The following is a 22948-nucleotide window of genomic DNA, read 5'->3' on the forward strand; positions in this document are numbered from 1 at the left end:
ATGATGTTCAGACCTTTTTTTTCCATGATACTGGCTTTCGTCACTGCGGGGATGTCACTCCCCGGAAAAGCAACCGATAAGATCGATGCCCCCTACGGCGTCTGCGCCCATGTCAGCCGCGGCGAACTTGAAATCGCGCCTCGGGAATTCAAACGCATGCACGAGGCTAACATCACCTGGGTTCGCACCGATTTCGACTGGCGCGGAGTCGAAACGAAACAAGGGGTGTGGAACTTCGACCGGCTCGACAAGCTCATTCCGATCGCAAAGCAGGAAAAGATCAATATCCTGCCGATCCTTGATTACGATGTGCCGTGGGCGACTCCGGCATGGAAACACCTTGACGCCTGGGGAGAATATGTCCGCAGAACTGTCTCGCGTTACAGGAAAGACATTCGGTACTGGGAGGTCTACAACGAAGAAAACCACAAAAACTTCTGGCGGGGTATTCCCCGGGGAGCCGATTATGTTCCTCTGCTCAAACGTTCCTATGAGGAAATCAAAAAGATCGATCCGACTTTGACTGTCCTCTACGGCGGAACGGCCGGGGTTCCACTCGACTATATCGAGGATTCTTTCAAGGCCGGAGCCGGTAACTACTTCGACGTGATGAACATCCATCCCTACCACTGGCAGGGGACTCCGGAACTGATGCTCGCCGAATTCCGCGATTTGGAAGCGTTGATGAAAAAGTACAATCTCGAAGACAAGCCGATCTGGATCACTGAAGTCGGCTGGTCGACGGCAAAGCCGAACACGCTATTCCGGGATATCCTGCCCGCGGCTTTCAAACGGGCGGGGCTCGATCCGGCGAAAAATTCCGTCGCGGTCGTCTGCGATGAAGGAAAAGGCTTCCAGGGAGCGGGGCTTTTCAAACAAAGCGGGGCTCTCGCCATGTTCCGGCAGGTGGACGGGATTACGCTCGATGAACTCCGCGGTCTCTCCGTCAAGCGGTATCCGGTACTGGTTCCCTCCATCGGAGAAGAGTTCCCGGCGAAATATCTGCCTGCGCTGCTCGACTACGTGAAACGCGGCGGAACGCTGCTTCTCCCCTCCGGTCTGCCGTTCTACTACGAACTTCAGCCTGACGGGATAAAGGTTCAGGTCAACGATAAGCATATGAAAGAGTTCCATATCGGCTGGGAAGCGTGGTGGGTCAAAGACGGTGTGCCGAAACAGGAAACCTGGCAGAAGCCGGGCCCCGAATTCGCCAACGCTTTCAAAGTCGACTTCAAACCCGCCGGGCGTTTCCTGCATGACCGGAATCTCAAAAAAGGTGACGAGTTCATCCCGATCATAACGGCCGGCACCGACAACTATCAATCCGCTGTTGCGGCGCTCTACAAGTTCAACAGCGACCTCAGGGGAAATATCATTGTCTGCACGTCGCGGGCAACCCTGGAGACCGTTCCGGAAGAACGTCAGGCGGAAATGCTGCCGCGTACCTATCTCATCGCACTGGCGAACGGAGTCGAGCGGATTTTCTGGTACAACTTCCGTTCCGGCGAATGGAAGCCCGATGAGCGGGAAGCGCATTTCGGCATCGTCCGAAAGAACCTTGATCCCAAACCCTCATTCCGTGCGTACCAGACACTCACCGAACTCTGCCCAACCGGTTCGAGCCGGCCGTCGCTGGAAAAGAAAGGCAGCGTATATCTGGCAAACTGGACGCGGCCGGACGGCACGAAAGTGTGGGGCATCTGGAGCGCAATAGGTTCCCATGAAGTCGAACTCAACGTCCGAGGAAAAGTCGTCGAAGCGATGAACCACCTCGGGGAAAAGCAGCCGCTTCCGGGAAAAGAATACACCGTCACTCCGGCGATTCTCTACCTGGTCGGCTCCGAATCGGTCTCAATCAGCTCCCGGTGACGAACAATCCGGAAACAGTGCGGGGCGGAATCCAGTCAGCCCCGCTTTTTCATTCCTCACGAGAGTACCCACCGGGAGGAGCGGAGAGAAGCCGGACGGCGCGGATGTCGTCACTGACGAAGCCGTAATTGTCGCCATCCGGCCCGACGCTCCAGACCTGAATTCCGGAGCCGACGGTCTCGCCGCAGGTCTCGTACGGGCCGATCCGGAACAGCAGCGGCTTTCCGGAGAACGGATCCTCCGGCAGAAAATCCGGCGTTTCCGGATACCGTCCGCTCCGGCGGAACTCCAGCTCCAGCGCGATCAGCGCCCGGGCCGTGCGGAGACGCGCGCTCATCGTGCGGTATATCTCCGGAATCCACGTCCGAATGCAGGAGTACCAGGGACGCCAGATACTTTCCCGCTCAATCGTCTCGACCGGAGGCGCCGAGTCCGGTGACTCGCAGCTCTCCATGAACGCAGCCTGCTCGCGCCGGAAGAGCCACCAGATCAGCGGACAGGAGTAACGCATACTTTGCAGCGGCACGAGCTGGAACGGAATTTCGGGATTTCCGGCATACGGGCTGCCGAACCGGGCAATCGCTTCAAACTCATCGACAAAAACCACTGTATCACGATAGAGCATCCGTCTTTCGGACTCCGGCAGACGCGCCTCGGTCTCGACCAGAATGCGTTCCCAATGTCGCAGCAGCGCTTCGTCCGCCAGACCGGACTCGAGAATCAATTCGAGACAGTACATCTCCAGTTCGAGCAGGCCGTTTGCAAAAAAAGCCTCCTGAATTCCGATTCGCGCCCCGGCGGAATCGAGAAAGCGGTCGGCATTCCTCCTGAGCCGTTCCAGGCGCTCGAGCGCTTCCGGCAGCTCGCCCTGCTCGAGCGCAAGTCTCACCCGGAAAAGTTCCATCTCAAGCAGGGACGAAACATCAGAGTAGAATCCGACCTGAAAATATCCGCTCTGGAGTTTTCCGGTTTCAAACGTTCTCTCCGCTTCGAGCAGAGCATTCTCATCGATCCAGCGGTCCAGTTCCGCCCACGCCTCGGAATCGCGCAGATAATTTTCTTTGAACGCATTCCAATCCTGCGCGGGAATCAGGCCGAATCGAATGACAGGCCATGATGACCCGATCCATCCCCAATGTTCATAGGAGGAGGAGAAACAACGCTCAAGCAGAATGCTCCGCTGTTTTTCCGCCTCAAGCAGGAGGGATTCGGGGCAGACGCGCGCGGGATTCCAGATCTCCCGCAGGGCCGCCGCCGTGACCGGCCGCCCGAAATGACGTTCAAGCCTGAGATAACGCTGTGCGACCTCCCGCTCCGCCTGATGCGCCAGAAACAGCGACCCGGCGTAGATAAGAACAACACACCCCCAGAGCGCCCACACCGGCCGGCGCAGCAGCCGACGCACCCTGCATCCGCTCATCCGGGCGATCCATCCGATCCGGAAACAGTACGCGGCCGCCAGAAAAAACAAGGCCCAGAACGTCAGCCATCCCCACCCCTCCCCGGAAATGCCGTAACGCAGCGGCAGTTCCGCGAGCAGCGGAAATTCCACATTCACCGGCAGAACATAATCATACCAGGGCGGCCCTCCGGACAATTTTCCAATCACGGGAAACTGCAGCAGATACGTGGAATACAAATGCCCGCCGACAAGCGCCAGCAGAAAAATCCCGATCGAACCCGAGATGACGGTCAGACATTCCAGCAGTGCCGTCCGCAGCGAACGCAGCACAATCACGAGCGGCAACAGCCAGCCGTACAGAAACCACGTTACCCAGAACCAGTCCCAGTAACGCTCGAAATACCAGAGAATCAGCCACGCAAACGGCAGCAGCAACCCCGCGACGAGCGGCAATCGGCGCAGCGGATGACGCCGGAACACACGGCGGTAGGCGAGATGATAAAACCAGGTCGTCGCAATCACATACCAGAACAGGAAGAGACACCCTCCGCAGCAGACGAGAAATGCGACCTGATTGAAAGCGATCCGCCCGCTCCACAGCAAGACAAGCGCGAGCGACAGCACCCCATAGCACCCGCTCCACAGCAGCGTCAGGGCAAACACCGCCCCGGACGCCCGATTCCGCAAGTTGCACCACCGTTTCCAGCCCATACCCGCCTCTCTGAAAGCCGTTATGGTGAAGATAGCACCGGGAGGGCGGAAATGCAAGCGCGGCCGGCTTGACAGGAGCGATTCCGGGTGTATATTCCCATCTCATTCCAGGAAAGGAAATATCCGAATGAAAGACACGGAACTTTCGGCGCTCGCCGCCGGACAATGCGAACGCGCGCGAAAACTGCTCGCGCTGTGCCGGATCGTCGAAATCTGGGAGATGCTCGGCGTCAAGGTCGAGATCGTCGGGTCGCTCCGCAACGGGCTCATGATGAAGCACCGCGACATCGACCTGCATCTCTATTCGCGCTTCCCCTCCCCCTCCGAGGGACTCGCCGCGCTCCGGACGCTCGCGGAGAACCATCCGGTCCGCCGGATCGAATACACGAATCTGCTCAACACCCCGGAACGGTGTCTTGAATACCACATCCTCCTGCCGGATGCCGGGGGATTCGAGTGGCAGATCGATATGATCCACATCGTTTCCGGCTCGCGTTACGACGGCCACTTCGAGCGCGTCGCGGACCGTATTGCGGAGCGTTTCACGCCCGAGATGAAACGCGCAGTGCTGCGCCTAAAATACGAAACGCCCGATTCGGAATCGATCCCCGGCGTGGAATACTATCATGCAGTTCAGGCGGGCGGCGTCCGCACGTTCGCGGAGTTCACCGAATTCCGGAAGCACCACCCGGCCGCGGAACTGATCGACTGGATGCCCGCCTGAATCCATCCGGCGGAATTCAGGGACGGCGCAGGGGCGGCAGCTCCCGCTTCATGCGGGCCTGATTCGCAAACTGCCAGAGTTCCGGGTCGCGCGCGAACTTCTTCACAAGCGCGGAGGGCGAACAGCCGAGAACCGCCGCCGTCGCTTTGAGGTCCCATCCATTCGCCTCGGCCACATCGAGCACATGCGCAAGCCAGAGCGGATACTCCGGATGTTCGAGCGCGCACTCGAACCGTTCCGGCGGAATCGGCGGCGTATTCCGCTCCCCGTAGGCGAGAGCGATTCTGAGCTTCGCGAGAGCGGCCGCCCGGTTGCGGTGCTGACTGCGTTCGGTACAGTCGGAGGCGACGTAAGCGGTTCCGATCAGCCGCACGCGGGCGGCACTCGAGGTTTTGTTCCGCTTCTGCCCGCCGTTGCCGCTCCCCTTGAAAAACTCGAGTTCGCACAGATGCGAGAGGGTTTCGTCGTCTGATTTCAAGATTTCGTCGCGATTTTCCAGCATATTTACTTTAACTTTCCGAAATTTGCGCTATTGTTATAGTAATATCAAAATCAGCGGATTGCAAGCACACCCGGCGAAATTCCGGGAATGCTGCCGGAAATGGAGAAGAAATGAAAGTTTTGGTGATCGGTTCGGGCGGGCGCGAACACGCGCTGGTCTGGAAATTGAAACAGAGTCCCCGGGTGGAAAAAGTCTATTGCGCCCCCGGCAACGCCGGAATCGCGGCGGATGCCGAATGCGTCGACATCGGCGTCGGCGAACTCGAAAAACTCGCGGACTTCGCGGAACAGAACCGGATCGACCTCACCGTGGTCGGCCCGGAAGCGCCGCTCTGCGACGGCGTGGTCGACTGTTTCCGCGCCCGCGGCCTCGCGGTATTCGGTCCGACGAAAGAGGCCGCGCAGCTCGAGGGGAGCAAGGATTTCGCGAAAGCGTTCATGCTGAAGTACAACATCCCGACCGCGAAAGCCGCGACGTTCGAGAGCGAAGCCCCGGCGGCGGAGTATGTGAAAAAAGAGTTCGCCTCCGGCGCGAAAGGGATCGTCATCAAGGCCGACGGCCTCGCCGCCGGTAAGGGCGTGCTCGTCGCCGATAACGAAGCGGATGCACTCGCATTCCTGCACGGCTGTTTCGACGGTGCGTTCGGCGCGGCGGGCGCAAAGGTGCTCGTGGAAGAGTGCCTCTACGGGGAAGAGGCGTCGATCCTCGCGCTCTGCGACGGAAAGACGATCGTCCCGCTCGTCTCCTCACAGGATCACAAGCGCGTCGGCGACGGCGACACCGGACTCAACACCGGCGGAATGGGGGCCTACTCCCCCGCTCCGGTCGTGAACGAACAGGTGTGGGAGAAGATCAATACACGGATTCTCGCGCCGTTCCTCAAGGGTGTGCAGGCGGAGAAACTCGACTTCCGCGGCGTGATCTTCGTCGGGATCATGGTCTGCGACGGCGAACCGAAGGTGCTGGAATTCAACGTCCGTTTCGGTGATCCGGAGATCCAGCCGGTGCTGCGTCGTTTCGACGGCGACTGGTTCGACGTGCTCGACAAGGTTGCGCACGGCCGCCTTGCGGAAGCGGAGCTCGTCTGGTCGGAGGATCCGGCCGTATCGGTCGTTCTCGCCTCCGGCGGTTACCCGGGCAGCTATCAGAAAGGGTTCGAGATCAGCGGGCTTGCGGAAGCCGCCGCGACCGGAGCGGTGGTATTCCACGCCGGAACTGCGTTCAAGGATGGGAAAATCGTGAATGCGGGCGGCCGCGTCCTCGGGATTTCCGCCCGCGGAAAAACCATCGCCGAAGCGATCGACAAGGCGTATCAGGCGGTGGATAAAATCTCGTTTACTGGCGGATTCTGCCGCCGTGACATCGGCGCAAAAGCGTTGAAATACAACAAATAAAGGAGTATGAAAACAATGAAGAAATTTGCGGCATGGTGTTTCTGCGGGGCGGCTGCGCTGGCGATGCTGAGCGGATGCACGTCGGTCGAATCGACCCAGAAATTCAACGGGCTCGGCCTTTCCGACCGGGCGGATAAAGCGGTCTGTCACACGTTCGTCGAGATTCCCTGCTACACGTTCTGGGGAATTCCGATCATCGGAGGCAGCGCGGCCGGATCGGGCAAAATTTCGATCTTCCAGAACAATGCGGACGTCGAAAGCGCCATGCATCTGCTGACCAGCGAAATCCGCTCGAAGAACGGCGCGCGCGTGATCAATGCGCAGACTTTCATGATCGAACAGCCCGCGTTGCTCGGACTTCTTACGAAGCGGGTGATGCAGGCCTCCGGAACAGGTGTCCGCACCCGGACCGAAGCACGTGACCGTGCGCTCCAGCAGTTCGATCAGGAGCCGGTTCCGAGCTACTGACGCAGGAACCGCCGTAAAACAGGAGAGGAGGAGAGTATGGCGATCAAGGCATTTGTACTGGACACGAACGTTCTGCTGCACAGTGCGCAGAGCATCGAATCGTTCCACGACAACGACGTCGTCATTCCGATGGCGGTGGTCGAGGAACTCGACAAGTTCAAGAAGAACTCCGATGAACTCGGCCGCAACGCCCGGCAGGTGATCCGACGCCTCGACAAACTGCGGCAGTCCGCAAGCGAGCCGGGACAGTTGCGCAACGGGATTCCGCTTTCGGCGATCTCGTCGACCGCGACCGGAAAACTCTTCGTACTCTCTTTTGCGGAACTCGATGACGGCAAAATGGATTCAAAAATCCGGGAGGTGTTCCGTCTCGACCTCAGCGGGGACTCTCCCGACAACCGGATTCTGAAAGTCGCATTCGGTCTGCGTGAAAAAGGGCGGCAGGTCGTATTCATCAGCAAAGATATCAACCTGCGGCTGAAAGCCGACGCAGTCGGGCTCAGAGTCATGGATTTCGAGCGCGGCAAGGTCGACGAACGGGCGCTCTACACCGGATTTCAGGAGGGGAAACTCTCCGCCGCGGAACTCGACTCCCTCTATAAAAAACACGAAATCCCGGCCGGTCCGCGCTCACTGCTCACCAATGAATTCGTGGTGTTCACTTCCGCCGACGGATCGAAGCAGAGCGCGCTCGCGCGCATGCGGAAAGACCGCCAGCTTCAGGTGATCGATTCCGCCCGAACCAACCGGGTCTGGAACGTCTCGCCACGCAACCGGGAGCAGCGCATGGCGCTCGAACTGCTGCTCGATCCGGAAATCCGGCTCGTGACGCTCGTCGGCGGCGCCGGAACCGGCAAGACGCTGCTCGCGCTCGCCGCCGCCATGCAGCTGGTGCTCAATGAAAATGCGTATGACCGGATTCTCGTCTCACGCCCGATCATCCCGCTCGGCAACGACATCGGCTTCCTGCCCGGAGACAAGGGAGCAAAACTCAAAAGCTGGATGCAGCCGATCTTCGACAATCTTGATTTTCTGCTCGGCGGCGAAGCCGAACGCAAGGTGAAAAGCTCATCGCACTATTCGGTCGAGGGGTTGATGAACAGCGGCAAGCTCGAGCTTGAAGCGCTGACCTACATCCGCGGCCGCAGCATTCCGCGCCAGTTCGTCATCGTCGACGAAGCGCAGAACCTCACACCGCACGAGGTCAAGACGATCATCAGCCGCGCCGGGGAAGATACCAAAATGGTTCTGACCGGCGACCCGCACCAGATCGACAATCCCTATCTCGACGCCTCGAGCAACGGATTGAGCTACACGGTCGAACGCATGAAAGGGCAGTCGCTCTTCGGCCACATCACGCTCGCCCGCAGCGAACGCAGCGAACTGGCCGCACTCGCCGCAGATTTGCTCTGAACGAGAAAATCCCGCCCCCGGCTCCGGCTTACGGTCAGGGCCGGGTGAGCTCCTCGAGCCGCGTGAGAAAGGCAAGCGCCTCCCGGCGGCAGCTGCCGCACATCTCCGGATTCGGCTTCAGGGACGCACACACCGCCGGCCGCTCCGGCGAATCGAAGATGCGGCAGCGGAATTCCGCGTCGAGATTCACACACGGCACGCCCGCGGGCTTTCCCCCCGGCATACCCGGAATCGCCGAAGAGATCGAGGGTGCGATGCAACACGCCCCGCAGCCGGAGCGGCAGGGAAATTCTGCCTCTGAAGAGCTTTTCCCGTCAAAAGACATCATCGACCATCTGGACGCCGGAGTGGAGCCGACGGGTTGCACGGTAGATCAGCCCGGCTCGATAGTCGGGCCAGAGGTCGGATTCATAAAGGAGTTCCGGGCAGACCGCTTTTTCCCCCTCCCAGAGAAACCGGATACGCTGCCGGAGTCTCCGCCCGATCTCCGGCAGCAGAGACTCCCGGACCGAACGCCCCGAGAGAATCGCCACACGCGGATTCACGATGCAAACCACCGCCCCCAGCAGCAGCGCAACGCCCTCGATATACTCTTCATCAGGAACCTCGGGAGCGGAAATTTCGCGGATGTACCGCCCGCCGGGAAGCGGCATGCGTCCGATTTCTCCGGCGAAGAAATCCGCTCCGCGCAGCACCCTCCCCCCGACCATGCAGCCGACACCATACCCGGCAGGATCGAGCAGGAAACAACTGATGTCCTGCAGTTCCGGTTTCTGCTCCGCCATCGGGGCGAGTCCCCGGCGACTGTATCCCACGGTGGCGAGATTCAGGTCACGCCCCATCCAGACCGGGACACCGAGCAGTGAATCGAGCTCGTTTTGCAAGTCGACGCTGCGGAACTGACAGAGGTGACCGCTGTGGATCCGCCCGCCGAACACAGCCGCCGGAAATCCCGCAACCGCCGACCGAACCGGCGGCAGCCCCGACAGAAACGCCGGAAGCACCAGCGACAAATCATCGATCAGATACCCCTCCGGCATCGGCGCAAACAACTCGCGCAACACGTGCCCGAACTCGTTCGCCGCCACAAAATCAACCCCCGTATCCCGAAACCGCAACGACACCGAACAGCTCCGGTCGCCGTCGAGTTCAAACCGCTCCGCCCGTCGGCCCAGCCCGGCATCGCTCATCCCGCTCTTCCGCAGAGATCCCTCTTCGAGCATCGCATTGACGATCTTGCCGACCGTCATCAGGCTGATCCCGGTCGCCTCGGCGATCTCCGGTTTCGTCGCACAGCCGTTCGAGAGCAGAAACCACTTCACCAGATTGCAGTTACATTGTCGCACATTCGGCGACGTACCCGCGACTTTCATTTCCAGTCCCCCTGTTTCAGCCAATTCATAAATAACATTTATGAATGTAATATAGCTTCATTCCGGCGAAAAGTCAAGAGGCAAAAAAAAGAGGAGAGCCCCTTATGGAGGCCCCCCTTGTCAAGAAAGAGTTCCGAATCAGTCGACAAGTGTCGCAGTTCCCCAGTGGGTGCGTGCGGAGCTGTTGTCTGCCCGTCCGCTCCACATGAACTGCCGCAGCCGGCGCGAGCCGTCATCTCCATCGTCGAGGCCGATGTCGAAACGGATTTTGCGACCGGATTCCGGCTTGATTCCGAGCGCGCTCCACGGAATCGCCGCCTCCATCGCGTATCCCTTTGAATTCGGAATCACAACGACCGGAATTTTCGGCTGGGAGGGCTGATTCATGACCCAGGCGCCACCTTTCGACGGTTCGGCCGAGATCAGAATCTGCCGATCTGAGAAGAGAAGCGGACCGCTTTTTTCGAGCTCCTCGCCGCCGATGAAGAGCTCGATGCAGTCGCTCTGCCACAGGTCTTTTCCTTTCCGGCTGTTCCGGGCCGGGCTCGGATCGCGGACTTCCGTGAAGAGGTAAAGATTCTTCTCATCCCAGCAGAGCCAGAAGTCGGCACTCACGCCGCCATCCTCCGCACCGTCAACGAGGCAGGAACCGTCGATCCGTTCCGACGGGCGCCCCGGCCACGGCTGGCGGATGCCGTCCACCTTGTGCCCGGCAACGGCATGCGGAATCTGCACACTCTTCGCAGCTCTCTCGCCGACCGTTCCCTCCGCGCGCCAGACGAACGGCTCGACTTCGCCGAAGAGCACATCATAGATGCGGTAGTTCGTCTCCATCGCCAGCGCGAGGAACTCCTTGAACGGGCGATCCGCCACATTCACAAGCCCGATATTCATGCACTCGCCGCTGTAGTGCTGGAAAAATCTTCCGGTCAGCGCCTGATCGATATAGGCGAACCACTGGCTGCCGACCACGTACGGCAGCGAAGCGGCCTCTTCGACATAACTGCGGTACGCCTTGCCGCGCTCAATCTGGTTGCGGACATCGACGACACCGCCGGACAACCCCTGCTCGCCCGTGCCGTAACTCCACTCGGAGAGGATGATCGGTTTCCCGGACAGACGATGAATCCGGTCGAGCAGCGCCGGATCGATCGTCCGGGTATAATAGTTGTAACTGAAGATATCGCAATATTTTCCGCACGCGGCTACCGCACTTTCCACATTCGCGTTCGCCACAAGGAAGCGGGCGCCGATCAGCAGATGGTTCGGATCGTATTTGCGGAACGTCTCGCCGATGAGTTTGAAATAGGCGTCGAAAAAGTGCGCCGCATACGCTTCCATGTCGGTCCACGCTTCGCGGGTCTGAACCGGAAGCGGCAGATCGTTGAGTTCCTCGAAACTGGAGGCTTTCAAATTCCAGGCGGTGTTGAACTTTTCAATGCGGCGGTACTTTTCCTGAAGCATGCGGACGAGTTCGCGTTTGGCGGCGACTTTGCCGTCGAATCCCGGCACCATGCGGGCGACCTCGGGATAGGGCTGTTCATTCGCGATGAAATATCCGATGATGGTCGGATCGTCTTTGGAGCCGGCCAGTTTGCTGAAATTCCGGCCGAGATCTTCGCGGATCGCCGGATCGAACGGGTCGCAAATGCTCCCGACAATTCCCGCAGGAGTGTACAAGCCGGGAACCCGACCGAATTTTTTCCCGCGGTTTGCCTTTGAGGATGTGGTGAAAGCACCCTCGCTGTTGAATCCCCATTTGCGCAGCCGGTCGATCTGTTCCGTCTTCCACTCGTCTAGGTCGAAAGGCTTCCCGATTTTGCGGATCCGGTTTGCGAGATAGTAGGAGAAATCCGTCGCCCAGTGACCGCGGTAGGCGGTCTTGTATTCACTCTCGTACTTCGGCAGCCATTCATAGATCTGTTCACGCCCCTTGATGTAGGTGTAATCGTCGCAGGGCGAAACCGTGCAGACGCCGAGCTGGAAAAAGACATCCCCCTCCGGAGTGACGAGAACATCCCGGCCCGCAACCTTGTCGGTGCGGAAGAAACCGGTTGCCTTGAGGTTGAACTTCTCGCGGCTGCCGGGCAGACCGCCCCAGACGGTCCGGGCGGGCGGATTGAGAGAGTCGAAATACGCCTTATCAGCTGCGACGTCGTTCTTCAACTCCTGTTCCGAGTGGACTTTTCCGGGAAACTCGAGATCGGTCGGCTGGCCAAAACGGTCGACGCGAACTTTGGCAACTTCCGGCTGCTTCGCACTGAATTGGAAAGTCATCTTCTGCTCCCGGTGATTTTCATAGACATCCTGGAACAGTACAAGTTGAAAAATCTTCCACTTCCATGCACGGTTGTCCTGCAGCTGCCAGTAGGCGCCGGGATCAATATGGATTCCGATGGAACAGTCGGTGTTGCCGTCGAACAGCTGTAAAGCATTGCCACTGGCCTGGAGCAGATGGGGCTTTTCCGGCAGATTTTTCGGAAACGGTCTCTTTTCGCCATCTGCACCGAACGAGAAAAAGCCGCTTCCGGCAAATATGATCGGGATATACATGTCCCAGCGGAGTTTTCCGGCGGATTTCGTTGTCAGAATGCCGGTTACGGTATCGCCGTCGCGAGTCAGAACGATGGCGGGAGCTCCTTCGGTCAGATAGCTGATTTCGACGCGGGCATCGTCGACGAATTTCACTTCCGGCTTCACGTCCTTGCCGCCCTGTGGCGTAAATTTCGGATAGCGGAACGTCAGTTTTCCCATCGCGCCGCCGTCGACCTCGATTCCGGAGGCGGTAAGTTTCACAGCGGCCGGAGCGGTCACGCAAAACAGACACGCAACCAGAAATAGAAGTAGAGATTTCATAAACGGGATTCCTTTCCTTATCTTTATCCCCTAATTGCTGAAAATCACCCGCCAGTACGGACCTGCGGCGTTATCCCCTTCACAGCCGCGGAAGTCGTTGACCCCCCTGGACTCCACCCGACCGTCGATATATACGACATTGCGCCGGTCGCGGTGGACAAAATGCTTAAGCGTCAAAATCGAATCCGTTCCATTGTAGACAGTGGAATTGATCTTCATCAGACCATCTGTCACAAACACGATTTTGCTCACCGAAGGACGGGTCCCCTTCCACATGGAGTTGATCTGCTCCTGAAGTTGTTTGATCTTCACCGTATAATCCGGTACTCCGGTTGATTTATTGGCCGCTCCAAACTGACTGGTGTTCAAGGCGGAACAACAAACAGCGCCATAACCGGCCCGGCCACGCGGTATTTGCCCCCAGGAGGGGTTCCAACCGCCGACGGACTGGCCGTTGTAATTCGCGACTTCATAATTCGGCGACTCCTTGACCATGGCCGGACAGTTGAATACGGTATAATTCTTCGTGTACACTTCTAGTTTGTGAAACCATCTTCCTGTTGTCGTCGGTTCCACATCGTAATTTGTGATGCCTCCATTCACAAAATAGTCATTGTTATCTCCCTGATACATGGCGGAAGCCTGGCCGATCGTCTTGAAATTACCCATACATTTCGCGCTCTGTGCACGCTCGCGCGCCTGATTCAGCGCCGGCAGCAGCATCGCCGCAAGAATCGCGATGATTGCAATCACCACCAGCAACTCGATGAGTGTAAAGAAACGTTTCGTCATAAAAAACCTCCTGTATTGCAATGCCTTCGGATTCCATTCCATCTTGTTTCTATGCCGATTCCCGTTCGATCAGTTTCGGTTCGATCACCAGTTCGATCAACTTTTCCGGCTCCTCCATCTTCGCGAGGACATAATCGACGGCGAGGCGTCCGAACTCCTCGAGCGGCTGGTGAACCGTCGTCAAGGCCGGATTCAGATAATCCGTGTTCTGATCGTCGTCAAACCCGATCACGGCAAGCTCTTCCGGCACCCGGATCCCTGCTTCAATCGCCGCCTTCAAGACCCCCATGGCGATGTCGTCGTCCCCGCAGACGAGGCAGCGGGGAACACACTTCTTTTCCATCAGATACCGCAATGCGACACGCCCTTCATCGTGGCTGTAGCGGCCGACCCGCGGAACATCGGGAATCCCGCCGCCGCTCCCATTCAAAACCGCTCCCGGCAACAGCCGGCATGGTGTCCCGGCAAGATATTCCGCCAGAAATCGGCAGCGGTCCAGATGATGCTGCTGCGGATTGGAAGTCAACTCCCCGACAAATCCCACGGTCGAATATCCTTTGCGGACAATGAAATCCGCCACCTGCCTCATCCCGGAAGCGTTGTCGACCCGGATCAACGGAATCTTCGGCATCTTTTCTTCCCCCGGCTCCCGGTTGATGACCACGTAGGGATAATGCCGTTCATTGAAGAGTTCGAACATCTCGCGCATCTGTTCCTGTTCCGGATTCGACGACAAGGCGAAATTGATCATAATCAGTGCGTCGACCCGCTTGATATTCATGAAGCAGCGGTAGTCGACGCCGTTCAGCAGCAGCACCTGATAACCCTTCATCGAGGCCTCATGGCCGATTCCGTTCAACAGCCGAAACGTGTAACTCGAAAGATAGGCGACATTGTGGTCCTTCGGCATCGAAATCGCAAATCCGATCGTTCGTGTGCTCTCTCCTCGCAGCAGTTTCGCGCCGTAACTCGGGCGGTAATCGAGCTTCTTCACCGCGGCCAGCACCTTTTCGCGCGTCTCGGCAGATACCCGGATATTTGCGGAAGAGGAGGGATTCAATATCTTCGAGACCGTCCCGATCGACACTCCCGCCAGCTCCGCCACACTTCTGATCCCGTTCTTGCCCATCGTATCCGCTCCAACTGTCTTGTCAGAAAACTAAGAAAACGTTTTATCGTTTGCATTAATTATACTGAATTTCGATGAAAATGTCAAGTGATAAAACGTTTTTTTTGAAAATTTTTCCAACATTTCTCCCATGGAGCGGGGAACTTTCCGGCAGAAACCGTAAGGGTACTTGACAAGAAGATCACACGGGTGTATCTTCAAAACGTGGTCAGGACAACACAAATGCTTATGATCAGGGAGAAAGCGTCATGAGAAATTTTCCAGTCTATCCGGATCGTTTCACCCGGCTTCTCGATGGAGCCTGGGATTTCGCCTGGCTCGGGGATGCAATCGACGTGAATGCGATCGTTCCCTCACTTGAAGTGTTCAATGAAATCGCCGCGGTCCCGGGGTGTTTCGACACGGCGGGCGAGCGAATCGGTCGCCGCGGAGTCGGACTCTACCGGAAATGGTTCCACTTTCCCGCCGGACTCTGCCGTCTCTCGCTGGATGGGCTCGGACTATACGCACGCATCTGGTTCGACGGGAACGAGATCGGACAATGCAGAATCCCGTATGCCACACTTGAGTTCGATTTTTCCGTTGAAGATGGAATGCACGAAATCGTGATCGCCGTCGACAACCGTTTCAGTCCGGAAAACGCTCCGCTGGTGCAACCTTACAATGACTTCTATGCGTTCGGCGGCATTTACCGCAGCGTCTCGATCCAGCGTCTGCCGAAACTCGCGATCGACCAGATCCGGATCAAAACGCTGAATCTCGAAACCGGACTCGTGCGGGTCGAACTTTCCCTGCGCGGCGCGGTCCCGGAAATGCTCGCATTTCAGTATGCGTTCGACGGCGCGGAGCTCCAGCGGGCCGAGGCGCGCGTCGAGAAAAACGAAATCGCGTTCGAGGTCGAAGTCCCCGACTTCCGGATCTGGAGTCCGGAACAGCCCGATCTGCACACATTGTGCGTCCGGATCGCAGACGATACGGTCATCGAACGGTTTGGAATCCGCACCATCGAAACCGACGGCTGCCAACTGCTGCTCAACGGGGAACCGCTGCGCCTCCTCGGCGTGAACCGCCACGAATCCCACCCCGAATTCGGCCCGGTTCAGCCGACTCAGCTCATGGTCGACGACCTCAAATACGCGAAAGAACTCCATGCCAATTTCATCCGCGGCGCTCACTATCAGCAGAATCCGGAGTTCCTCGAGCTCTGCGACCAGATGGGATTTCTCGTCTGGGAGGAGAGTTACGGCTGGGGGCAGCCCGCCGCCGACGCGGAGGATCCTGTCAAAGTCGAACTCTTCTGCCGCGCCTCGGCGACAATGGCGCGCGCGAGCGTGAATCATCCGTCGGTCATCATCTACGGATTTCTGAATGAAAGCTGTTCCGACACGATGGCCGGGCGCGAACTCTACCGGAAAATCATCGAATCGATCCGCGCGGAGGACGACACCCGGCTCATCTCCTACGCCTCAAACCGCTTCGACCGCGATATCTGCTTCGATCTTGCGGATATCATCTCGATCAATCCCTATCCGGGCTGGATCAGCGAATGTGACGACTGGAGTCGGAACAATCTCGAAGTGGTCAAGCCGGAGATGGACCGCTGGGCCGATTATTTCAGCGCACCGCAGTTCGCGCAAAAACCGCTGCTTGTGAGTGAAAGCGGCGCATGCGGCATCTACGGAATCCGCAGCCGCGAACGCGCCCAGTGGAGCGAGGAGTATCAGTCCGACTACTTCGCGACTGCGATCGAGGCCATCCTCGGAAATCCGCGCTACTGCGGAATCACGCTCTGGCAGATGTTCGACTGCAAAAGTTATACGCTCTGCGGCCAGATCCGGACAAAACCGCGCGGATTCAACTGCGCCGGACTGCTCGACGAATACCGCCGCCCGAAACTTGCGTTCGACACGGTCAAAGCGCTCTTCCGGCGTTACCGGCCGGATTCGGCCGGGCTCCCGCTCCGGTAGACCGCGCAGGAGTGCGGGGCGACGGTGAACTCTCCGCAGAGTTCCCGCTCTTCGCCGCTCCAGAGTTCGCGCCCGCGACGGGGAATCTCCAATCGAGTCCGGCGAATTTCGTCCGCACGGTTGAAGAGGCCGATCGCCTCGGAACCGTCCGCGAGCGGTTTCCGGTATTCGAGGACACCGTCGCCGCAATCGCGGATCCGGGGCGGGCAGACCAGCGGATCCTGATCGACCGCGATGAGGTCGTCGTTCGTCAGGAGTCGGAAAGTTTCGTCATCCATCCCGGCGATGTCGCAGCTCAGCAGCAGCGGCGCCGACAGCAGACACCAGAGGGAAAACTGCAAACGCTGCTCCTCCGGAGTCAGCCGGCTCGGCGTATAGGTCGGATTCGGCCGGTTCGGGATGCCGATCGCGCCGATCTGCAGCATATCCGGGTCGGGATGCCGCCCCGGTCCCGCCGCCAGACGCCACCCGGCGGGATGGTCAAATCCAATGGTGGAGATGCTCTCCCACTCGTCCCGAATGTCCCCCGTGATCCGGCAGAGCTCGGCGCAATCGAGCAGCTCCTGCGCATCCGCAACCGGCGCGTTGTTCGAGAGACTCAGAACGATGTCGCGTCCGCAGTTCCGCAGCCCGGCGGCGATTCTCCGGGTAGTCGGAAGATCGTTCGGGAGCCAGTCCATCTTCACGAAATCGACGCCCCACTCGACCCATTGGCGGATATCGTCATCGACCCGCCACTCCGTCCCGGTCCGGTTGACGTTGCGTTGATACAAGCTGGGGAAACGTCCGAATACCTGATTCGGCTGCAGCCGTTCTTCCGGCGGCAGGAAAATACGTTCCTCGCTTCCGCCGTCGGTGCTGCCGCCGCGGAAACCGGCGTAGGTGGAGATCCACGGCGTCGAGTAGAGCCCGAACCGCAAACCGCGGGAATGCACGTAATCAGCCAGGGCGGCCATATCCGGGAAGCGTTCATTCCCCTGCAATGCGCCGTATTTTCCTCCGCGTTCGCCCTGCCAGCAGTCATCGATGTTCACGAAATTCCAGCCATGCGCGGCGAGTCCGCGCTCCACCAGGGCATCGGCCACGGTGCGAATTCTCGTATCGCTGACCCCCTCGGAAAAGCAGTACCAGCTGTTCCACCCCATCGGCGGCGTCAACTGAATGGAGTCGCCAACCACAAATTTGACGATGCAAACGACGCGCCCGGCGGAATTCTCCGCCTCGAATGAGATTGGCCAGGTACCGGGAGCGGCGAACTGTCCCCGCAGCGACCGCGACGCCGCATCGAACCGGGTACCCGGCGGCGGATTCACGCAATGCAGCGCAACGCCCTCCCCGTCAACCGGGATCGGGAAGAAAAATTCATTGCCCGGCCGCACTCCGAATGCTGCCGGAACGTGAAAACGGGGAGCTGACGAAACTGAAACCATAATCCTGCTGTTCCTCATCCAATCTCTGAAATGATTTTCCGCATCATAAAGGTAAAAAAACTTATTACAATACACTCAAATATCTGTTTTATCAAGTATCGGGAGAGAATCTTCCGATGATTTATTCCCGTTGCAAATTCAAAAAAAGACTTCGACCGGGAAAAAGAAAGGTTGCCGGTTCGGACATACGCTCCGGCTTACACTCCTTAACAAACACGTTCCCAATGATCTGCACGAATGCAGATACCGAAAAAACGATTCTGTTCCATCACGAAACAGAATCGTTCATCCATTTTCCGCGTGAGGCTGTGCCGCCTCATGCTTTGCTGTTATCAGGATCGATCTATTCGCCCCTCAGGGCGCTTCGATGGCGATCCGGTTGAGGTAGAGAAATCCCTGCCCTTTCTTCCTGTCCACAAGACCGTTTCCCTCGACGAGAATGATGACCGACTTCAGGTTGCCGTGCCACTTGCCGTCGTTGGCGCCGCCCCAGTGAATCCGCGACCACTTCGGCCGCTGAACGACGAGTTCCTTCCATTCCCCTCCGCTCCGGAACCAGACCGGCATCTGATGCGTCTGACCGGTGGAGTCAACCAGTCGGATGACAATTGCGTTGTAATCCCAACTGGCGAGTTTGATTGTAAGCTTTCCGAACGGAACGGGCTTCTGAAAATGGCGACTCATCCCCACGTACCAGCCGCCGTTATTGAACGCACCCTCCAACCGGGCGGCGGGGAGCGCCGGGATGCCGACTTTCTCCGGCATCATGACCAGATTTCCCTGGGCGCCCGGAGCCTCCATGCCGATGAAGAACCCCCACCCGGGATTCGTCCCCTTGTCGAAGCTGATCTCCAGCGCTTCGGCGAGGACCGGCAGAACCGCGCCGGAGAACAACAGCAAACTGAACAGTTTCTTCATTGCAGGACGACCCAGTTATACTGGTCGGGATTCTTGCCGTTTGCGATACCGTCTGCCCAGTGCAAATACCCCTTGCGTCCCTTGCCGTCGTTGTCGTTGACCACCAGAGACATGCCGATCGGAATACCCGGTTTCGGTTCGACGCCGATTTCCGCAAAGGGAACGGTGATCCGGTAGACGGTCTTCGTCCCGGTGCGTTTTGCATCCAGCTTCACCCGGGTCGGGGTCTCGAGGCCAATCTGGGAAGCCTCGCGGAACACCTCGGGTCCCTGCGGCGTCAACGCCAGACCGTATTCGGTTCCGGCCGGTCCCCTCTCATTGCGGGTCAGCGCGGAAAATGCGAGCTGAAGCGAATCCCCGCCCCAGAGCATATTGCCGTGAAAGTTGTTGAATGGAACATCGTCGGTCACGCTCACTTCGAGCAGCAGATTTTCTTTGTCGTACGCGATACGGAACGAAGCGTCGAGATCCGCGACACCGTTGCGCGGCCCGAATCCGCCCATGCGACGGTACAGAAGTTCCGAGCCGAACGGATGATCCTGCGCCTGATCGAGGGATTTTCCAACAAGGATGACCTCCTCCGGCACTTTGATTCCGCCACTGCCGCCGTCCTTCGGCAGACGCTCGATCCGCTTGACCGTCCGCAGAGAAACCCCGTCGAGCTTTCCGAAGAGCAGTACGGGGCGGCTGCCCGCGGTAAAGCTGATCTCGTCTTTGCGTCTGCCGCCGAGACCGATCTGTTTGTTGTTGTCGGCGTCGACCCATTCGAGCCATCCCCACTTGCGCACGGTCGGGACACCGCCAGCGACCAGCAGTTCAGCGGGAACATCCGGCGCGCTGCCGCGGGAGAAGATCAACTGATGCCGCACATCGGGAACCGCGGTCCACGCCGCCAGAACATCGCGCCCGTCCGGCATGCGGAACTGCAGAAGCCGCACATCGTCCGGCGTCTTCCAACGCCGCACAAACTTAGCGTGACGAACCACGTCGGCGATGGAGCGTACGGCGTAGAACGCCTCTTTCGGAGTTTCGTCGGCGGTGCAGAGTCCGAAATTGTCCTCCTGATTATAAGGATCATAGCCGCTGTCCGAAAAGTTGTAAATCCAAGCACCCTTGATCGCCGGCTCGGTACGGAACAGAAGCAGCAGCTGCGTGAGATAGTCGGCGGCTTCCGCTTCCGTGCTGCCGTCAATTCCCAGATGATTCGGGCGGCCGATTTCGGTCAGGTAAATCGGTTTCGGGACTCCGTTGTTGTATTTCTTCGAGAGTTCCAGCACATTGCAGACCCGGGCGAAAAACGTTTCGGAGGAACGATTTTTTTCCCCGAGTTCTCCGTGGTTGTAGTTGTGCCAGGCGATTCCGTCGCAGTTCTGCAGAACTCCCTGCTGAAACGTCTCCTCCAGAAACGGTTCCCGGCGATGGCAGGAGTTCGCCACGACGATGCAGTCGGGATCCGCTTTCTTCATCTGCGCATAAGCCGCGGCAAGCGCTTTTGCATAAGGGGCGGCCTGTCCCGGCCACTCGTTCCAGATCTGATAGATCTGCGGAGCGTTCCCCCTGCCGCGATACCGGGCGGCGACCCAGCCGGCAAAGCGGCCGAAAGCGTCGAACGCCTCCTGCGGCGGATTCGGGTTTTCGTAAAGCATAGCTCCGGAAGGATCATAAAGTTTGTGACCGTAGTTGATGAGCTGCATCGGCCGTAGACCGAGTTCGAGAGCACGATTGAGGTAACTTTCGTAATATCCCTGCGGAGTATATTTTCCCCGTTCTCTCTCCCAGCTGGCCCAGACGATATCGTCCCGAGTGGCGGAAAGTCCCCCCTCCACCATCAAATCGAGCGTCGCATTGACATCAGCCCGGCTCTTGGAAAAGTGCGCACAAGAACCAAGCAGAAACTCCTCCCCCGCGGAAAGCCAAGTTCCCGCCGCCAATACAGCGGAAACAGCCGCTGCCCTCCAAAATCTTCGATCCATTTTTGTACCCTCCGGAAATGTTCAGATGAGTGAATTCGTTAATGAAAATATTTATGGTGCGACAAGTGGAGCGGTCATGCCCGGCAGTGCGTATTTGACCGTAATATCCTGTTCTGCTCCATAGGTCCAGCTGCAGTGCTTCCTCAATTCGTAATTCCGGAGAGCGGCGACATGACCGTCCGCATGCAGGAAATTCCCCTGCCCGCCGCTGTGAAGCAAACTCGCCTCTCCATTCCAGCTGGTGACCATATCGATCCGGAAATAGGAGTCGGCTGCCGAAGCAACCACACTGGAATCTCCGAGAATCAAGGACTGGCTATGGGAAAGATTTGAATTCATTGTCGAATACGGCTTGGGGATTCCGTTCGAATTGTTGATCAGGAAAAGTTTTCCTCCCGTCAGGTGGAACATTCCCCAATTCCCGTAAGTCAATATTCCGTAGGTATACTTCATCGTGCCGGGGAAAGTGACCGACGGACAGCAGAAAACCCCTTTCGTATTGGTATCAAACGTCGCATTGTTCCAGGAAAGCGTATAGGATGGACCTGGAATGTACCCTCCATCCAATAGTGGCAACAACCAGATGCCGTTGTCAAAATAGCAGGACGGCCCCCACCCCTTCGAGTCGTCCGCATAAGCGAGCAATGCCTGCCCAAGCTGCTTCAAGTTGCTGACACAATTCGCGGCTTTCGCCCGTCCCCGCGCCTGATTCAGCGCCGGCAGCAGCATCGCCGCCAGAATCGCAATGATCGCAATCACCACCAGAAGTTCTATCAATGTGAATTTATGAACTTTACAGATCATTCTGCACCGACTTTTTCTCATTATGACACTCCTTTCCATCGGGATGAAACCCATCACTGTGGAACGTTCCACGTTTTTTTATATTATACCAAACTTTGCGATCAAAGTCAAGAGGGGAACGCAAAAAAAAAACGATTTTTCGAAAAAATCAGGCAGTGGGGATTCCGGCGGATTCGCGCAGAACCAGAGAACAGGGAATACGGATGCTGCGCTGTTCCGCCGGGAGCTCCCCTTCTGCGTTGATCTGGGCGACAAGCAGATCGATGGCGGCCACTGCCTGCTGTTCCACATTCTGGTCGACAGTGGCCAGCGGCGGAATCGTCGCAGAGGAGAAGAGTTCATCGTCAAACCCGATCACCGCCATATCGTCCGGCACCCGAATGCCGCGCCGGGACAAAGCCTGAAGCAGACTTGCGGCATAAACGTCATTCTGCATCATGACCGCGTCCACCCGGTTCGGCAGCAGCTCCTCCTCGAGTACCCGGACAACCTCGCGCCGCATGTGCTCACGATCGGGGGAGTAATTGATACGGGAGATAAGAAAGTCCCTCCCCTCCACACGCCCGGCGCGCCGCATCGCCTCGCGGAATTCGTGAATCCGGCTCAAGATTGACACGTAAGGAACTTGATCCACCACCAGAGCCGGACATCTTCGCCCGCACCGGATGAAGTGTTCCGCACCGGCATAACTGCCCGCCCCCCAGTCCACATCGACACAGCAGGCGCTCTCAAGCGGAGACACTCCCATGAACAGAAGATTGCGCTTCCCCGAAAAACAAGCCCGAACCTGCTCCTGGTCACGGGGATGTTCGATGCCCAGAAAAATCACGCCGGCAATCCAGTATTCCATAAAAGTATAATAGCTTTGAAGCAGATCCTCGGGCATCCCGAAACTTTCGCTGATCATCAGCTGGTAACCGCGTTTCTTGGCTTCGCGTTCCATCGCCGCAAGACAGCGGAACAGGACCGGCGGCATCTGGCTGCAGATGCAGATGCCGATCAGGCGGCTGCTCTGGCCGACCAGCATCTTCGCCGCCCGGTTCGGCCGGTAACCGAGCTTTCGCGCCGCCTCGAGTACCCGCTCCCGCACCTCGGGCGAACCGTGGCGTGTGGGCGAATTGCTCAGGATATACCCGACGAGGCTCTTTGACACCCCGCAGTATTCCGCAATGTCCTTGATCGTGACCGCCTTTTCGCGCATTCCCGGCTTCATCCTCCCGACC

Annotated in this window: 18 protein-coding genes; 6 read left to right on the plus strand and 12 right to left on the minus strand. The window is 58.2% G+C overall.

Going from position 1 to position 22948, the window contains the following annotated elements; all coding sequences use genetic code 11:
- Positions 1–1869 (plus strand): beta-galactosidase, encoded by a 1869-nt coding sequence (locus Q0J85_RS05860; protein ID WP_294479108.1) that lies wholly within the window; start codon positions 1–3, stop codon positions 1867–1869.
- A 49-nt stretch (positions 1870–1918) separates the two neighbouring features.
- Here Q0J85_RS05860 and Q0J85_RS05865 read toward each other — a convergent pair whose 3' ends face one another.
- Positions 1919–3982: a hypothetical protein gene (locus Q0J85_RS05865; protein ID WP_294479109.1), complete on the minus strand. Its 2064-nt coding sequence runs from the start codon at positions 3980–3982 to the stop codon at positions 1919–1921.
- A 127-nt stretch (positions 3983–4109) separates the two neighbouring features.
- On the opposite strand from Q0J85_RS05865, the gene Q0J85_RS05870 reads away from it, so the two are divergent.
- Positions 4110–4706 carry a nucleotidyltransferase domain-containing protein gene (locus tag Q0J85_RS05870; RefSeq protein WP_294479110.1) on the plus strand — a complete coding sequence of 199 codons (597 nt, stop codon included), beginning with the start codon at positions 4110–4112 and terminating at the stop codon, positions 4704–4706.
- A gap of 16 nt (positions 4707–4722) precedes the next feature.
- Here the strand turns inward: Q0J85_RS05870 and Q0J85_RS05875 are convergent, their stop codons facing one another.
- The gene (locus tag Q0J85_RS05875; protein WP_294479112.1) at positions 4723–5208 is read right to left on the minus strand and encodes a peptide chain release factor-like protein; all 486 of its coding nucleotides are present in this window, start codon (positions 5206–5208) and stop codon (positions 4723–4725) included.
- Between the two features lie 110 nt (positions 5209–5318).
- Here Q0J85_RS05875 and purD point away from each other — a divergent pair, with 110 nt between their 5' ends.
- The 3 genes from purD to Q0J85_RS05890 are packed head-to-tail and all read left to right on the plus strand — an operon-like array spanning position 5319 to position 8483.
- Complete coding sequence (purD, locus tag Q0J85_RS05880; protein WP_294479114.1) at positions 5319–6602, plus strand: phosphoribosylamine--glycine ligase; 1284 nt, start codon at positions 5319–5321, stop codon at positions 6600–6602.
- A gap of 15 nt (positions 6603–6617) precedes the next feature.
- Positions 6618–7070: a hypothetical protein gene (locus tag Q0J85_RS05885; RefSeq protein WP_294479116.1), complete on the plus strand. Its 453-nt coding sequence runs from the start codon at positions 6618–6620 to the stop codon at positions 7068–7070.
- Between the two features lie 36 nt (positions 7071–7106).
- The gene (locus Q0J85_RS05890) at positions 7107–8483 is read left to right on the plus strand and encodes a PhoH family protein (RefSeq protein WP_294479117.1); all 1377 of its coding nucleotides are present in this window, start codon (positions 7107–7109) and stop codon (positions 8481–8483) included.
- 34 nt (positions 8484–8517) lie between these two features.
- On the opposite strand, the gene Q0J85_RS05895 is transcribed toward Q0J85_RS05890, so the two are convergent.
- The 5 genes from Q0J85_RS05895 to Q0J85_RS05915 form a co-directional block, all read right to left on the minus strand.
- Positions 8518–8808, minus strand: a complete 291-nt coding sequence (locus Q0J85_RS05895) for a YkgJ family cysteine cluster protein (RefSeq protein WP_367274612.1) — start codon at positions 8806–8808, stop codon at positions 8518–8520.
- Positions 8798–9856 (minus strand): ROK family protein, encoded by a 1059-nt coding sequence (locus tag Q0J85_RS05900; RefSeq protein WP_294479120.1) that lies wholly within the window; start codon positions 9854–9856, stop codon positions 8798–8800. Before Q0J85_RS05900 ends, Q0J85_RS05895 begins: the two co-directional genes overlap by 11 nt.
- A gap of 138 nt (positions 9857–9994) precedes the next feature.
- Positions 9995–12712, minus strand: a complete 2718-nt coding sequence (locus Q0J85_RS05905; protein WP_294479121.1) for a sugar-binding protein — start codon at positions 12710–12712, stop codon at positions 9995–9997.
- A gap of 30 nt (positions 12713–12742) precedes the next feature.
- On the minus strand, positions 12743–13504 hold the full coding sequence (locus Q0J85_RS05910) for a prepilin-type N-terminal cleavage/methylation domain-containing protein (protein ID WP_294479122.1): 762 nt from the start codon (positions 13502–13504) through the stop codon (positions 12743–12745).
- Between the two features lie 49 nt (positions 13505–13553).
- Positions 13554–14633, minus strand: coding sequence for a LacI family DNA-binding transcriptional regulator (locus Q0J85_RS05915; RefSeq protein WP_294479123.1), 1080 nt, complete (start codon positions 14631–14633; stop codon positions 13554–13556).
- A 248-nt stretch (positions 14634–14881) separates the two neighbouring features.
- On the opposite strand from Q0J85_RS05915, the gene Q0J85_RS05920 reads away from it, so the two are divergent.
- Positions 14882–16600, plus strand: a complete 1719-nt coding sequence (locus Q0J85_RS05920) for a glycoside hydrolase family 2 protein (protein WP_294479124.1) — start codon at positions 14882–14884, stop codon at positions 16598–16600.
- Here the strand turns inward: Q0J85_RS05920 and Q0J85_RS05925 are convergent.
- The 5 genes from Q0J85_RS05925 to Q0J85_RS05945 form a co-directional block, all read right to left on the minus strand.
- Complete coding sequence (locus Q0J85_RS05925) at positions 16564–18030, minus strand: glycoside hydrolase family 27 protein (protein ID WP_294479126.1); 1467 nt, start codon at positions 18028–18030, stop codon at positions 16564–16566. The two genes, Q0J85_RS05920 and Q0J85_RS05925, sit on opposite strands and share 37 nt — an antisense overlap.
- A gap of 354 nt (positions 18031–18384) precedes the next feature.
- Positions 18385–18948 (minus strand): hypothetical protein, encoded by a 564-nt coding sequence (locus Q0J85_RS05930; protein WP_294479128.1) that lies wholly within the window; start codon positions 18946–18948, stop codon positions 18385–18387.
- Entirely contained in the window at positions 18945–20921 is a 1977-nt protein-coding gene (locus tag Q0J85_RS05935; RefSeq protein WP_294479130.1) for a sugar-binding protein, read from the minus strand. The genes Q0J85_RS05930 and Q0J85_RS05935 overlap by 4 nt, the downstream gene beginning before the upstream one ends.
- Before the next feature lie 51 nt (positions 20922–20972).
- Complete coding sequence (locus Q0J85_RS05940) at positions 20973–21725, minus strand: type II secretion system protein (RefSeq protein WP_294479132.1); 753 nt, start codon at positions 21723–21725, stop codon at positions 20973–20975.
- A 148-nt stretch (positions 21726–21873) separates the two neighbouring features.
- Positions 21874–22938, minus strand: a complete 1065-nt coding sequence (locus tag Q0J85_RS05945; RefSeq protein WP_294479133.1) for a LacI family DNA-binding transcriptional regulator — start codon at positions 22936–22938, stop codon at positions 21874–21876.
- Positions 22939–22948 lie beyond the last annotated feature (10 nt).

Origin of the sequence: uncultured Victivallis sp. (genome assembly GCA_944389935.1) — a bacterium.
GTDB lineage: Bacteria > Verrucomicrobiota > Lentisphaeria > Victivallales > Victivallaceae > Victivallis.

Excerpts from the sequence above, each read along its gene's own strand:
- Q0J85_RS05860 (WP_294479108.1), top strand. The coding sequence starts at position 1 with ATGATGTTCAGACCTTTTTTTTCCATGATACTGGCTTTCGTCACTGCG.
- Q0J85_RS05865 (WP_294479109.1), bottom strand. The coding sequence starts at position 3,982 with ATGGGCTGGAAACGGTGGTGCAACTTGCGGAATCGGGCGTCCGGGGCG.
- Q0J85_RS05870 (WP_294479110.1), top strand. The coding sequence starts at position 4,110 with ATGAAAGACACGGAACTTTCGGCGCTCGCCGCCGGACAATGCGAACGC.
- Q0J85_RS05875 (WP_294479112.1), bottom strand. The coding sequence starts at position 5,208 with ATGCTGGAAAATCGCGACGAAATCTTGAAATCAGACGACGAAACCCTC.
- purD (WP_294479114.1), top strand. The coding sequence starts at position 5,319 with ATGAAAGTTTTGGTGATCGGTTCGGGCGGGCGCGAACACGCGCTGGTC.
- Q0J85_RS05885 (WP_294479116.1), top strand. The coding sequence starts at position 6,618 with ATGAAGAAATTTGCGGCATGGTGTTTCTGCGGGGCGGCTGCGCTGGCG.
- Q0J85_RS05890 (WP_294479117.1), top strand. The coding sequence starts at position 7,107 with ATGGCGATCAAGGCATTTGTACTGGACACGAACGTTCTGCTGCACAGT.
- Q0J85_RS05895 (WP_367274612.1), bottom strand. The coding sequence starts at position 8,808 with ATGTCTTTTGACGGGAAAAGCTCTTCAGAGGCAGAATTTCCCTGCCGC.
- Q0J85_RS05900 (WP_294479120.1), bottom strand. The coding sequence starts at position 9,856 with ATGAAAGTCGCGGGTACGTCGCCGAATGTGCGACAATGTAACTGCAAT.
- Q0J85_RS05905 (WP_294479121.1), bottom strand. The coding sequence starts at position 12,712 with ATGAAATCTCTACTTCTATTTCTGGTTGCGTGTCTGTTTTGCGTGACC.
- Q0J85_RS05910 (WP_294479122.1), bottom strand. The coding sequence starts at position 13,504 with ATGACGAAACGTTTCTTTACACTCATCGAGTTGCTGGTGGTGATTGCA.
- Q0J85_RS05915 (WP_294479123.1), bottom strand. The coding sequence starts at position 14,633 with ATGGGCAAGAACGGGATCAGAAGTGTGGCGGAGCTGGCGGGAGTGTCG.
- Q0J85_RS05920 (WP_294479124.1), top strand. The coding sequence starts at position 14,882 with ATGAGAAATTTTCCAGTCTATCCGGATCGTTTCACCCGGCTTCTCGAT.
- Q0J85_RS05925 (WP_294479126.1), bottom strand. The coding sequence starts at position 18,030 with ATGGTTTCAGTTTCGTCAGCTCCCCGTTTTCACGTTCCGGCAGCATTC.
- Q0J85_RS05930 (WP_294479128.1), bottom strand. The coding sequence starts at position 18,948 with ATGAAGAAACTGTTCAGTTTGCTGTTGTTCTCCGGCGCGGTTCTGCCG.
- Q0J85_RS05935 (WP_294479130.1), bottom strand. The coding sequence starts at position 20,921 with ATGGATCGAAGATTTTGGAGGGCAGCGGCTGTTTCCGCTGTATTGGCG.
- Q0J85_RS05940 (WP_294479132.1), bottom strand. The coding sequence starts at position 21,725 with ATGATCTGTAAAGTTCATAAATTCACATTGATAGAACTTCTGGTGGTG.
- Q0J85_RS05945 (WP_294479133.1), bottom strand. The coding sequence starts at position 22,938 with ATGAAGCCGGGAATGCGCGAAAAGGCGGTCACGATCAAGGACATTGCG.